We start from the raw sequence: 12,371 nt of genomic DNA, 5'->3' as shown, positions 1-12,371 counted from the left end.
ACGTGCGTTCATGCTGGTATGTTAAGCTTTTTAACGTAAAGTTTGTGAAAAATGCTTATCCATAGGCAAAATGTGGGAAAGTTTTTTGAAAAAAATTCAATAAAATTTTGACCACAAAGTATTGAAGATGTAGTTAATAATACCACAAAATGTAGATTGTGTTTTGAACAGGATGTGGAAAACTACAGTGGAATTTCTGTTAATTTTGATGATAAACTAGTAAGTATGAATATTAAGATTGTTTGTGTTGGAAAATTAAAAGAAAAGTATTTTAAAGATGCGATTGCGGAATATAAAAAGCGGCTAAGCCGCTTTGCGAAAGTGTCGATTGTACAGGTGCCTGATGAAAAAGCACCGGAGAAATTCAGTGTGGCTGAAGATGAACGCGTCAAGCGGATCGAAGGCGAACGGATTCTGAGCAAGATTAAGGATAAGGAGTATGTCTACGTGACTGCGATTAAAGGTAAGCAGCGCAGTAGTGAGGAATTTGCGAAGGAGATTCAGGATCTGGCTACGTACGGTCATTCGGATATCACGTTTGTGATTGGCGGCAGCTTGGGAACAAGTGATGCTGTTAATAAGCGCGGGGATGATCTGATTAGTTTTGGTAAGTTGACGATGCCACACCAGTTGATGCGAGTGGTATTGATTGAGCAGATTTATCGTGCGTTCATGATTAATTCGGGTAGTCCGTATCATAAGTAGAGCAAAAATCCCTAATAAGGGATTTTTTAATTTGCGCATTTTCAAAATAATGTATACTCATTTCACGATAGAAATATACTATGCCATTAGTTTAAGTTAAGTGATTTTAGATATTTAGGAAGGACAAAATCATGAACAAGAGAACTAAATTAATCAGCTTGGCTGTAGCTGCCTTGTTAACGGTAGCACCTACAATTACTTCAACTGTACAAGCTGATACTACGACAAATGCTGTTACTACTACTGCTAATAAAACTAGCACTAATCCTGTAATTACATTTGCTGGTAAAAGTTATGATCAGGATCAATCAATTAATGATGTAACGGATAATGCTTCATTTAATTACATCCCTGTAAGAAAAGTGAATTCTATGAGTGATACACTTGCAGCAATTCAAAAAGCTTTTACAGCTACAGTTTCTAGCAATGATAAAACTCCTGTAACAGTTAAAGTTAACATGGATAGTTTTAACTGGGAGGTAGCTGGTAAATATCCAACTACGGTAACTGTGGTACAGTAACAGTTAACAATGTTTCATATACTAGACTTAATAGTGCCAATTCGGATATATACATTCATACCTCTGATATTGAAGGTAGCGGCAGTACGTCTAGTAATACTAAGCTCACTACTTCTGCGGAACCAGTTAATAAGACTTTGATGCATACTGCTATTCTTTATAACGATAAAGGTAAGTCATTAGGCAAAAAGTATTACTCTTATCGTAAAGTTTCTGTTTTACCAAATACAGTAGATATTAATGGTAGCGAATATTATAAATTAGCTTTAGGAGACGACTACAACGAGGCTTACATCAAGGCTTCAAATATTGATGGTACTAAGCGTACTTTAAAACGTAACGCCTACGTTTACGCAACCAGCAAACGCCGTGCCGATTACACTGTACTTATAAAGGGTCGAATCATCACCACATATGGTGGCTCATACAAGTTTAGGAACGGCAAGCGCTACTACCAGGTAGCCGGCGCAACCGCAACCAACAAACGCTACGTTAAAGTAGTGAACTTCAAATAGGCTCACAAACGCAGTGAAAGAATGAAGAAAGACGAAGAAGCAGAAATTGCTCCTTCGTTTTTGTTTTATTCTTAAAAAAGTAAACGTATTTAACATTTTTATATAAAAAAGACTGACCAATCAAGGTCAGTCTATTATTATTCATCATATTGATCCAGCCACTTCTGCAGCAGTGCAACATATTCATCAGTTTGTTCAACAAATGACATGTGGCCGCATCCTTCAAACAACCGCCACTTACTGCCGGCAATCTCGTCTTGCATTGTTTTAGCCACATATGGCGTACATAAATCATCGGTTCCACTCGTAATCAGAGTTGGAACTTTTATTTTGCCCAATTTATTCGTGTATTCATAGTCATGCAGATTGCCTTCCGGAGTATATTCATTCGGTCCCCATGCTGTTTCATACGCAACGGTGCCGCCACGCTTTTTGCGCATCACGCACTCCGGCCAGGTCTTCGTCATATCGATGGCATGTTGATTCATGAAATGCTCGTTAGCCTTCAAATAGTCAGGATCGTTAAAATTGCTGGTCAACTCAGCTCTATGAATCGCTGCTTGCTCCTCAATTGGCAAATACTTAATCATGCGGTGGAGTTCTTTACTCCAAAGGGATGCCGATGACAGGGTAGAAGACAGAATCAAGCTCTGAATGCCTTTTGGATGATAGTCACACATGTAAATAATGGCGAGCATCCCGCCCCAGCTTTGTCCAAGCAAATGCATCTTGCGTAATGCCAAATGTTCACGTAACGCTACTAATTCCTTCACCCAAGTTTCCTTAGTGTAAAGTTCAGGATGATCATTAGGGATGCTGCTTTCACCGCAACCTAATTGGTCATACATAATGATGCGGCGCCCGTCTTTTTGTGCTAATTCATCCAGCACCTCAAAATAATTGTGGCTTGAGCCAGGTCCGCCATGAAGCAGCACTAGCGGCGGCTTTTTGCTTCTTTTACCAACAATTCGATAATAAGTTTCATAGCCCATGAAGGGCATCTTTCCTTCAATAATTTCCATCTTTTTGCCTACTTAAAAATAAACAACGAAATATTAACCAAAATCAATAAAGTAAAGAAGATCAGCCAATCTTTTTTTGTTAATGGAATTGCCACGATAGTTGATCTCTTCTGTCCTTCGACATAGCCGTGGGATTCCATTCCTTGCGCTAAATTGTCGGCGGAGTTGAGTGCTACCAAGATTGCCTTAAAGTAGAGTACCGGTGACCAAAAACTCAGATACATCCCGCGCATCATGGCCGCAGCTCTAATTTGTTTAACTGCAATTTTCATTCGCGGAATAATATTGATTGCCGCCAAAACGCCATACGCAAATTTACTAGGTAGATGCAGATTTTGTTCAAGCGAACGAGCGAGATCTGTCGCCGTAGTGTTTCTCGTGACACAAGCAATGGTCAAAGTATAGACGTACACACGGGTCGACAGATTCCAAGCGTAATATGCATCAGGCGTCGGTGAGAACCAAAACAGCGTCGCAAATATCGTGAACGCTGCGATAAATGGCACGGCGATTAACAAAATCAATTCCTTGATCCTGATTCTAGTAATTAATAGATAAATCAACGCAAAAACAATGACAATCAAATTGGTAGTTAAGCTGGCCTTCAAAGATATTTCCAGGGAAATAATAAAAGCCAAAATGAACTTTAAACTAGGATTCATGGCTACTCCTCCACATATTTTAGCTGCTGGTCCGCAAAAACAAGCCTGTAATCGCAAAATTGAGCTAATTCGTCTATCTGATGGCTAATGATTAAAAACGTCTGGTGGAGCTTCTCTTGGCATTCTTGCATCAGTTGCAGAACTAACTCAATCGAGTCATGATCCAGTCCGCTCAGAGGCTCATCAATTAGCAACACATTATGCTTAGTCATCAGCATTAACAAAATTTGCAGCTTCTTTTGCTGACCACCAGATAAAGAATAAACTACTTGATCAAGATGCTGTTTTAGCTGTAATTTGTCTAGCCATTCATCAATTTTTTCATCAGTAAAAAAGTGATTGCGGTCTTTTTTGCTTAACTCAATCTCATCCTTGACGGTGACTGTTAAGAACTGATCGCTTGCCTTTTGAAAAATTTGTGCTACCTGAGATAAATATTTATGGTATTTTATCTTTGCAATTTCATTATCTAAATAGGTAAAATTACCTTTGTACGGAATCATTTTAGTCATTGCTTTAAATAGTGATGTTTTGCCGACACCATTTGAACCAGTAATTAGAGTTGTTTTGCCGTAGATTTTTAGTTTGTTTTGTTTAAGCAAAAGACGATTTTGTCTGATCTGTGTCTTGTTTAGCTCGAAAACGGGTGTGCCGGTTGGCAACACAAAAGAATAAGATCGTGCATGGAATTGTTTATTTTGCGTAAACAATTTATTTTTTTCATTAGCAGATAATTCTTTAACGGTTTTACCTTCAAATTGATATAGTTGATCACAAATTTGCTCATAATCATCCAATACGTGGTCGCTTAATAGGATCGTTCTTCCAGTTTCAGCTAAGCTTGCTAATTTTTTTATCAAAAAATGACGTGTGTTAGGATCACAACTAGCAAAAGGTTCGTCTAGCAAAAAAACATCGACATCCATTGCGATTAAGACGGCTAGGGCTACACGCTGCTGTTGACCACCTGATAATGTACTAATTTTTTGGTCAAGCAAATCTGCAATTTTGGTGAATTCCACTGCCTTTTTTATGTGGGGGTCATAATCCTTAGCTTTTATTTGCAAATTTTCTAACGCAAAGACGATTTCTTCACGTGGCGTTGTCATCGTAAATTGTTCCGCAGCATTTTGAAACATCATGGCCGCTTTTTGACCATGAAGATCAATTCCTCCTGTTAATTTTCCAGCATATTTTGGATAGAGTCCCGCAATAATTTTTAGTAGCGTGGATTTGCCGCAACCTGTTGGTCCAATTAAAAGATTAAAACCAGGTGCGATATTCATATTAAGCTGGTGGATAAGGGGTTCTTTTTCGTAAGAAAAGGTTACATCACTAATTTCTATCATCATAATTCTGATTGTACAAAATGATTTTTTGCCTGTCTACTGCCGTAAAAGAGTCATTTCGATACAATAAAGCAATTATACACAATGCTAAATATCTTTTTGTTTTATAATGTACTTATAGTACTATTATTATTTGTTTAATTAAGGAAGGTGGACATATGGCAGCTGTTGCTCTGGATCAATATCTGGCTAGCGTATTAAAATCAAACATAACAGATAAGAACGAGGTAAAACTCGAGGCTGGCAATCCCGATTTTGATCTGTTTACAATCTACCTTGAAAATCATAATACTGGCATTCATCGCTATCGCATGGATGTCTCGACAATCTTATATGTCGCCAAAGGTACTGTGACGATTAAGAGTGGTGAAAAGATTATCCCAATGAAATCCGGTAATGTTCTTTTACTTACGGAAAATAGCATTTATGAGATTACCAAACAAACATCAGATACAGTACTTGTTAAACTAAAATTTAAGCCCGGTTTTAGATATCGTAAATACTTTAATGATTTTAGTTATAAAGGCAGCAGGGAAATGAAGGTTATTAAGCAAATAGTTGATAGCCTTGAAAACGAGCATGCTTTATGGTTAAAAAATAATCAAATCACTCGTGCCTCTCAAGTAATGCAACATATTATTGGAGGATATTTGAATAATGATATCTTCATCAAGGCATTAATTCAGGCCGAGTTAACGGTGATGCTTATTATTTCAATTAGAACCCAAAGAATGGCAACGCCAACTAATTTGGATAAAACTAAATTTGAAAAAAAATCATTGAATAATTATATTGATATGCACTTTGCGGATGCATCTCTAGCAGAAGCAGCTAAGTACTTTGGCTTTAATCCTAACTATTTCTCAAATATGGTTAAAGCTAAGACTGGTAAGAGCTTTGTTGATCATGTAGATGAGAGAAGAATGCAAGAAGCACGTGAGTTGCTTGCCCAACCAGATTTATCATTGAAAGAAATTATCGGGCGTGTAGGTTATTCAAGCAAGTCTTTCTTCTATAAGAAATTCAACCAATACTATCACATGACGCCAGCTGCTATGCGAGAAGAGCTATTTAGACAAGCTAATATCAATTTAAAGTAAAAAGAATCTGGAAATTTTCCAGATTCTTTTTTTACATGTGTTCAAGTCTGTTAATTCTATCTTCTGTAGGTGGGTGAGTATCGAAAAGATGCGATAGGCCATGATTATGGAATGGATTTTCGATATATAGCCCAGCACTACTACGATCAGCCTGCTTCATTGGCTGACTATTTTCGATTTTTCTCAAAGCAGAAATTAATCCTTGCGGATTACGCGTTAATTCTACAGAGGAAGCATCTGCTAAATATTCTCTATTGCGTGAAAGAGCCATTTGAGCAAGAGAAGCCGATAATGGTCCTAAGATTAAAACAAAGACAATGGCTACCACTTTAAAGATTATCTCAAAGGCATTTGAATCACGATCATCGTCACGATCGCGGCCGCCACCAGCAAACCAGATGTAACGAGATGCCATGCCGGAAATAAAGGAAATTACTCCGACCAGCACAACAGCAATGGTGGAAAGCAGAATGTCGTAATTGCGTACATGTGATAATTCATGTCCTAGTACGCCTTCTAGTTCCTCACGATCCATCAGTTGAAGAATGCCTTCTGTTACAGCTACCGCACTGTGGTTAGGATCTCGTCCTGTCGCAAAGGCGTTGGGACTTGGATCAGGAATAATATAGACGCGGGGCATTGGTACCCTTGCTACCATAGCCATATCTTCAACGATATGCCACAATTCAGGATTATCTGCTTCCTGAATTTCTTGAGCATGGTTAAGACTCATAATCATATTGGCCGGATTTTGCCACATAATTAATAAGTAAATTAAACTACCTACTAAGGCAATGATGATTCCTATCCATGGACTATTGCTAAAAAGATAGCCTAGTCCAGCACCAACAAGGGCTAAAATTACCACAAAGAGAACCATAATTAACGCAGTTTTACGCTTGTTACGGGCAATTTGTTGGTATAACATAATTTTCCTTCTAACTAAAACTTAACTTTAGGAACGGCCTTTTCTTCAGTTGGGGTTTCCAAGTAATCGATCTTGGTAAAGCCATGAATTTTGGCGATCAAGTTGGAAGGGAAAGTAAGCAATTTTTGATCGTATGATGCAACACTTGAGTTGTAAAGCTGACGAGAGTAAGCAATTTTGTTTTCTGTGTTGGTTAATTCTTCTTGAAGTTTTAAGAAATTTTGATTTGCTTTTAAGTCAGGATATGCTTCGGCCAATGCAAAAATTGATTTTAAAGAATCAGTAATTTGATTGGACAACTTCATTGCTTCTTCGTGATCTCCCTGAGGAACGTTAACTAATTGATCACGTAACTTAACTACACCTTCTAAAGTTGATTTTTCATGTTTGGCATAGCCTTTAGTAGTTTCAACTAAATTAGGAATTAAGTCATTACGGCGCTTAAGTTGAACATCAATTTGACTCCATGATTCATCAACGAAAACGCGAGATTTTTGCAATCCGTTGTAAATTGCAATATAAATACCGACTAATAAGACAATGATAATTAAAATTATCCATACTAATGGTGACATAATATTCCCCTTTCTATACGTTTATTTAATTTTATCCATTTCTGATATTGGAGGCAATAAAAAAAGAATGTCTAAGCGACATTCTCAATGAAAAGTATTAAATTCTGAAAATTAATAATCCTAATCCAACTATGGTTAAAATAATCAAACCGGCAAATTGCATGATTGTCCATTGAATAAAGAATTTCTTCTTACTTACACTACCGTGTTGGTTGAAAGTCTTTAATACCAACATATTGGCCATTGAACCAATAGCTGAACCAAAACCACCGATGTTTGAACCCAAGAATAATGCTTGGACATAGTTAGTAAACTTACCAACTAAGATAGTCGATGGTACGTTACTCATAACCTGACTTGAAAGAATTGAAGCGAAATAAGTTGAAATTTCGGAGTAAACCATACCATGAATTAAGTTAACAATTGCGGGAATTTGTTGGATATCACTAATAAAGATGAAGAAGCCTGTAAAGGTAAGAAGTAGGGCATAGTCAATCTTAAGCATTATGCGCGGATTGATGGCAAGTGCTAAAATTATGGCGACAATTAATGGCCAAATGATATCAATTGCTCTGAAGACGCCAAAGAAGAAGAAAATAAATACTACAGTTGTAATAATAGTAGGACGCCAACTAATTCTGATAGGTTCTGTTTTTTGAGTAGGAATATCTTTTTTAGGGATAAGCAAAAAGACCAGCCACATGATGATCAATGAAACTACCAAATAAGGTACAGACCATTCAAAAAACTTAATTGGACTTACGTTGTAGCGACTTACTAAGAAAATATTGTGCGGATTCCCCCATGGTGTAAATGCAGCACCAATATTTGCCCCCATACCAATTAAGGTAACTGGCAAAATTTGTGGTAGCTTGTAGCGCTTAGCGATATTTAAATAAAGTGGAATTAAAGTTAATACAGTAATGTCATTACCTAAGAACATACCGGCGATAACGGCCAAAACCGTGAACAGCATGTTCAACTTACGCGTATTATCTGCGATACTCGTAAGTTTGTACGCTAAAACATCCAGAACGTGCAAATAAGCATAGATCTGGATCAGCGTCAGCATTGCGGCAACAGACCATAAAGTGTGAAAGTTAATATCTGCTAACCGCGGCTTAGCGAAAAAAAGACTTACTACTGTAATTAAAACTGTAATCTGTAAAATTCTATCTTTAGCAATATTCTTTAAGACGGTCATAAAAGCGCCCCCTTACGTATTACAATCGTCTAAAAACCCTATGTACCATTTTGAGCCTTTTTGTGGTTGCATGCAATGATAAATTTTAAAAATATCAAGATTAGCGGCATTTTCGAGCATATTTTTAGTTAGTTGGAACTAGTCGTGCTATATTTAAATAAGTAAATTAATCAAATTTAGATTGAAAAGAGGAAACAAAATGACAGAGAATGCAATTTCAATCAATATTAAACCAGATGCTGCAGAAATGATTAAAAGCAAGATGGATGCAGATCACCAAATTGTCATCTTGGCTTTAGATGATGGTTCAACCAAGTATTCTAAAAAAGGCGGCACTTGTACTATTGGCGACAGCTTCCAGTTTGTAATCCTTGCTGAAAAAGATCCTAAGTATAATATTTCAATCGAAAATAATGCTGGTCTTGACTTGTATACTGCTCAGCCGGAAACAACTTTCTTTGAACCAGGTCTAGTGGTAAATGCGCGCAACTCAACTTTGAGTTTATCTTCAGACAGCGGCATTATTGATGGCGGGATGACCGTTACCCAATATGAACCTGAAGCAATTACTGCTGATGATCTAAAAAACGGCGGTCAATGTTAAAAATAAAATTAATCATAGGGACGAGGGAATGACCTCGTCCTTTTTTAGTATAGAATTAAGAAAGTGATTTCAATGCAAGGGGGGGAAGAACAATGACTTTTGTCAAAGAAATAAAAGCATGTAGTCGTGAATTTTGCCAAAATTGGCTGCGGTATCTGCTACTTTTTATGGGATTAAGTTTATTTAATCAATTTATTGTTATTCCATTTTTTCGCTATATTACAACCTTTGTTTTGCAGGCTAGTGCTATTCCGTTCGTATCTTATCAAAATGTAGTGACGATCATTACGACGCATACGGTTGCCTTTTTAATTTTGATAATTGAGTTGCTGCTTTTATTAGTAATCTTGTATGCGCAATTAGCTTATTTACTTCATGGCGTTTGGGATATTAAGCATCAAGTTTTTACGTGGAAAAATAGTTTTATTCAAACTTGGCAAAATATCAAAAAAATTCGTTTGGGCACGCTTTTTATTTTGATGCTCTATTTTTTATTGGTAGTACCGTTAGCCGATGTCATCTTTAGAACACCACTTTTAAGCAAAGTGCAGATTTCAGAATTTATCTTGGATTATCTGACGAGAACGCCAATCTTGTTAGCCGTTTTGATTGCGTTTTATTTAGCCACTTTGATCCTTGGTGCAAGGCTAGTATTTACTTTACCCATCATCGTTTTTGACCACTTAAAGTCAGCGCAAGCAGTAAAAAGAAGTTGGCGATTAACGGCGCACTACCGTTGGCGGACGATTTGCTGGAGGATTATTGTTTTAGCCGTTTTATCTGCAGCAGTCATGACAATTTTCTATTTAGCAATGTATTGCTTGCAGCTATTAGTTGATTTATTACCTGGGAAATGTCCGTTAATTGTAGCCATTATCAATCTTTCGCTTGTTCAAATTATTAGTGAAGTAGCGTTAGTCTATGTTAGTGTACTGGGCTTATCTATTATTTTGAAAGCCTTAAGGCAAGAAAAGATAAGTCAAACAGGTAAAACTAAAAAGATAATTCTAAGTACATTAGTTGTGTTTGTACTAGTAATGATTAATGCAATATCCACCAATTATTTATATTTGACTAGTGTAAATGCTAAAGTGCCAGTAATTATTTCTCATCGCGGCGTTGATGATAAAAATGGCGTACAAAACACGTTACAGTCATTAAGAAAAACGGCTAAAGAAAAGCCGGACTACGTTGAAATTGATGTTCATGAAACTAAGGATAAAAAATTTATCGTAATTCATGATGAGAATTTATTGAAGCTAACAGGAGTTAATAAAGCCCCGAATGATTTAACTTTACGGCAATTAGAAAAGTTAACTGCCAAAGAAGACGGCTATCATGCTAAGTTAGTTAGCTTTGATCAATATCTTGAGGAAGCCAAAAGACTGCATCAAAAATTGCTAATTGAAATTAAAACGACGGCTAAAGATTCGAAGAAAATGCTGCAGCGCTTTAATCAAAAATATGGCAAAACGATTCTCAAAAATACGTATCAAGTACAATCACTCGACTATCGCGTGGTTGAAGGACTGCACTTAATTAATACACGTTTGGTTGTCTTTTACATTCAACCTTATAATTTTACTTATCCGCAAAGTGTTGCTAGTGGATATTCAATGGAATATTCTACCTTGAATTCAGACTTTATTTGGCAAGCCCATTTGCAGGATCGTCCTGTTTATGCCTGGACAGTTAATGACGAAAAATTAATGAAGAAGATGATGTATCAACAAGTTGATGGCTTAATTACTGATCGAGTTGATTTAGCTAAAAAGGCAATTAAAAGTTTCCAAAAGGATGCTAGTTATGCTACGCGAATCTTAAATTATATTGTTGTCCTGCATCTGCCGAAAAATTTTGAATCTGCATGAAGACTTGATCTGAAGGGCTGGACATGGTAAACTATACTAGATTTTCGAAAATCTGAAAGGAAGTATAGCATATGCGTAAAGGTGAAAATTACAACACTGGTTGTGAACCAAACCAAAGACCTAAGAACAAGAGAAACGCAAAGAAGCGTGTTGCTCACGTAGCAGCAGTTGTTGCTTTCTTGAACAAGGCCGCAAAAGACGAAAACAAGTAATTTCGTTTTTTAAAATTAAGAAACAGAGGAGGGCTACTAAGAGATCGTTAGATTTGTTAGTAGCCTTTTTTCATGCAATGGGAATTTTGAGAAGGTTAGGTTATGAATAAAAAATATATTAGACTAGTATATTTTGCACTGCTGGCAGCACTGCTGGCAGCACTGCTTTTTCCAATTATTACATTTTGGCTAGCGGATTCTTTCCAAATTAACGTGATTAACGGTTTGTTAATGATTTTTGTATTAGCAATCTTCGTTGGCCTATTTTCAGCTAGATACTTAGTTAGTTGGCTGATTATTATTTTGACTACAGTTGCAGTTGCTTTTTTGCTGCTGGGGTATGTGGTAATGGCAAGTACTGAAAAGACATTCTTGATTATTGCCTTTCCGGTTGAAGCAATTTTATTAAGTGTGGTGCGACACCATATTTTGGACTGGAGTATTGTCTTTGGTCGTGAAAGCGATGCTAAGCGCTTGATAGGCCACTATGATTTAAACGTGAAGCTGCAGACTTATTACAATGCAAGTAAACTTTATGAAGATTATCTGAGAAAGATGAAACGTTACCCTGACATGAATATTTGGGTTAATGCGGAATTGATCAGTTGGGCACATCACCAACAAGTCGAAGAGCACCATCCACAATATCATGCCAAGTTATTACGTGAGATTGCCAAGATTTTAAAGGAGACACGCCTAAGATGCGAGTTTATCTATTACACTGGCGATGGTAAATTCTTGATCCTTTCACCTAGAGTTACAGATGAGATGTATAAGGAATTAGATGAGCAAGCTTACATTGCTTTGCAAAAATTGGATACCGGAATTCCGTTGATGCTTAAGGTAGCAACTCAGAAAGTAAACTTGCAAAACTGTGAAAAGTTTTCTGATCTGGACAAGCTCTTTAAGCATTTGGAACGAGGCCTAGAAACAGATATCATTGTGGAATATTTGAAGGCTGATCAAAATGACTAATTGGTTTTACTTTTTGGCAGTTGGCATTACGTTGATTTTTAGCATCTGTTTTTTCATCATTTTCTTTTGTACATTAAAAATTTTAAGTAATGTGAACCAGACTTTGATTAAATCGAAGAGGAAGAATG

General features: G+C 36.8%; 14 protein-coding genes. 8 read left to right on the top strand and 6 right to left on the bottom strand.

Annotated elements, in window-relative coordinates; all coding sequences use genetic code 11:
* Positions 1–225 precede the first annotated feature (225 nt).
* The 3 genes from rlmH (at position 226) to CP355_RS03230 (ending at position 1,741) form a co-directional block, all read left to right on the top strand.
* On the top strand, positions 226–705 hold the full coding sequence (gene rlmH / locus CP355_RS03240; RefSeq protein ID WP_098036534.1) for a 23S rRNA (pseudouridine(1915)-N(3))-methyltransferase RlmH: 480 nt from the start codon (positions 226–228) through the stop codon (positions 703–705).
* Positions 706–836: 131 nt separating this feature from the next.
* The gene (locus CP355_RS03235) at positions 837–1,226 is read left to right on the top strand and encodes a hypothetical protein (RefSeq protein WP_025005626.1); all 390 of its coding nucleotides are present in this window, start codon (positions 837–839) and stop codon (positions 1,224–1,226) included.
* Positions 1,227–1,366: 140 nt separating this feature from the next.
* Entirely contained in the window at positions 1,367–1,741 is a 375-nt protein-coding gene (locus CP355_RS03230; protein WP_098043882.1) for an SLAP domain-containing protein, read from the top strand.
* Between the two features lie 137 nt (positions 1,742–1,878).
* On the opposite strand, the gene pepI is transcribed toward CP355_RS03230, so the two are convergent.
* Genes pepI through CP355_RS03215 form a run of 3 tightly spaced genes read right to left on the bottom strand, consistent with a single transcriptional unit; the run spans position 1,879 to position 4,777 of the window.
* Positions 1,879–2,763: a proline iminopeptidase gene (gene pepI, locus CP355_RS03225; RefSeq protein WP_098043881.1), complete on the bottom strand. Its 885-nt coding sequence runs from the start codon at positions 2,761–2,763 to the stop codon at positions 1,879–1,881.
* Between the two features lie 8 nt (positions 2,764–2,771).
* Positions 2,772–3,425, bottom strand: a complete 654-nt coding sequence (locus CP355_RS03220) for an energy-coupling factor transporter transmembrane protein EcfT (RefSeq protein WP_098043880.1) — start codon at positions 3,423–3,425, stop codon at positions 2,772–2,774.
* Positions 3,426–3,427: 2 nt separating this feature from the next.
* On the bottom strand, positions 3,428–4,777 hold the full coding sequence (locus CP355_RS03215; RefSeq protein WP_098043879.1) for an ATP-binding cassette domain-containing protein: 1,350 nt from the start codon (positions 4,775–4,777) through the stop codon (positions 3,428–3,430).
* 155 nt (positions 4,778–4,932) lie between these two features.
* Between CP355_RS03215 and CP355_RS03210 the strand changes: the two genes are divergently transcribed.
* Positions 4,933–5,874: a helix-turn-helix domain-containing protein gene (locus tag CP355_RS03210; RefSeq protein ID WP_098043878.1), complete on the top strand. Its 942-nt coding sequence runs from the start codon at positions 4,933–4,935 to the stop codon at positions 5,872–5,874.
* A gap of 31 nt (positions 5,875–5,905) precedes the next feature.
* Here CP355_RS03210 and htpX read toward each other — a convergent pair whose 3' ends face one another.
* The 3 genes from htpX to CP355_RS03195 form a co-directional block, all read right to left on the bottom strand.
* Positions 5,906–6,802 (bottom strand): zinc metalloprotease HtpX, encoded by an 897-nt coding sequence (gene htpX / locus CP355_RS03205; RefSeq protein ID WP_098043877.1) that lies wholly within the window; start codon positions 6,800–6,802, stop codon positions 5,906–5,908.
* 14 nt (positions 6,803–6,816) lie between these two features.
* A complete protein-coding gene (locus tag CP355_RS03200; protein WP_098043876.1) occupies positions 6,817–7,377 on the bottom strand; it encodes a LemA family protein in 561 nt (186 codons plus the stop codon).
* A gap of 97 nt (positions 7,378–7,474) precedes the next feature.
* Complete coding sequence (locus tag CP355_RS03195; RefSeq protein ID WP_098043875.1) at positions 7,475–8,581, bottom strand: SLC13 family permease; 1,107 nt, start codon at positions 8,579–8,581, stop codon at positions 7,475–7,477.
* Between the two features lie 199 nt (positions 8,582–8,780).
* On the opposite strand from CP355_RS03195, the gene CP355_RS03190 reads away from it, so the two are divergent.
* The 4 genes from CP355_RS03190 (at position 8,781) to CP355_RS03175 (ending at position 12,243) form a co-directional block, all read left to right on the top strand.
* Positions 8,781–9,185: an iron-sulfur cluster biosynthesis family protein gene (locus CP355_RS03190; protein ID WP_005727488.1), complete on the top strand. Its 405-nt coding sequence runs from the start codon at positions 8,781–8,783 to the stop codon at positions 9,183–9,185.
* A 92-nt stretch (positions 9,186–9,277) separates the two neighbouring features.
* On the top strand, positions 9,278–11,056 hold the full coding sequence (locus CP355_RS03185) for a glycerophosphoryl diester phosphodiesterase membrane domain-containing protein (RefSeq protein WP_098043874.1): 1,779 nt from the start codon (positions 9,278–9,280) through the stop codon (positions 11,054–11,056).
* A gap of 71 nt (positions 11,057–11,127) precedes the next feature.
* Positions 11,128–11,268: a hypothetical protein gene (locus CP355_RS03180; RefSeq protein WP_003548644.1), complete on the top strand. Its 141-nt coding sequence runs from the start codon at positions 11,128–11,130 to the stop codon at positions 11,266–11,268.
* Positions 11,269–11,370: 102 nt separating this feature from the next.
* Positions 11,371–12,243 (top strand): hypothetical protein, encoded by an 873-nt coding sequence (locus CP355_RS03175; RefSeq protein ID WP_098043873.1) that lies wholly within the window; start codon positions 11,371–11,373, stop codon positions 12,241–12,243.
* Positions 12,244–12,371: the final 128 nt, after the last annotated feature.

This window comes from Lactobacillus sp. UMNPBX4, assembly GCF_002554115.1.
GTDB lineage: Bacteria > Bacillota > Bacilli > Lactobacillales > Lactobacillaceae > Lactobacillus > Lactobacillus gallinarum.
The sequence above is the reverse complement of the archived record's forward strand: the minus strand, read 5'-3'. Positions and strand labels throughout refer to the sequence as shown.

Coding starts and splice junctions, on each gene's coding strand:
- CP355_RS03190 (WP_005727488.1), top strand. CDS start 8,781: ATGACAGAGAATGCAATTTCAATCAATATTAAACCAGATGCTGCAGAA.
- CP355_RS03235 (WP_025005626.1), top strand. CDS start 837: ATGAACAAGAGAACTAAATTAATCAGCTTGGCTGTAGCTGCCTTGTTA.
- rlmH (WP_098036534.1), top strand. CDS start 226: ATGAATATTAAGATTGTTTGTGTTGGAAAATTAAAAGAAAAGTATTTT.
- CP355_RS03210 (WP_098043878.1), top strand. CDS start 4,933: ATGGCAGCTGTTGCTCTGGATCAATATCTGGCTAGCGTATTAAAATCA.
- CP355_RS03220 (WP_098043880.1), bottom strand. CDS start 3,425: ATGAATCCTAGTTTAAAGTTCATTTTGGCTTTTATTATTTCCCTGGAA.
- CP355_RS03180 (WP_003548644.1), top strand. CDS start 11,128: ATGCGTAAAGGTGAAAATTACAACACTGGTTGTGAACCAAACCAAAGA.
- CP355_RS03195 (WP_098043875.1), bottom strand. CDS start 8,581: ATGACCGTCTTAAAGAATATTGCTAAAGATAGAATTTTACAGATTACA.
- CP355_RS03215 (WP_098043879.1), bottom strand. CDS start 4,777: ATGATGATAGAAATTAGTGATGTAACCTTTTCTTACGAAAAAGAACCC.
- htpX (WP_098043877.1), bottom strand. CDS start 6,802: ATGTTATACCAACAAATTGCCCGTAACAAGCGTAAAACTGCGTTAATT.
- pepI (WP_098043881.1), bottom strand. CDS start 2,763: ATGGAAATTATTGAAGGAAAGATGCCCTTCATGGGCTATGAAACTTAT.
- CP355_RS03200 (WP_098043876.1), bottom strand. CDS start 7,377: ATGTCACCATTAGTATGGATAATTTTAATTATCATTGTCTTATTAGTC.
- CP355_RS03175 (WP_098043873.1), top strand. CDS start 11,371: ATGAATAAAAAATATATTAGACTAGTATATTTTGCACTGCTGGCAGCA.
- CP355_RS03230 (WP_098043882.1), top strand. CDS start 1,367: ATGCATACTGCTATTCTTTATAACGATAAAGGTAAGTCATTAGGCAAA.
- CP355_RS03185 (WP_098043874.1), top strand. CDS start 9,278: ATGACTTTTGTCAAAGAAATAAAAGCATGTAGTCGTGAATTTTGCCAA.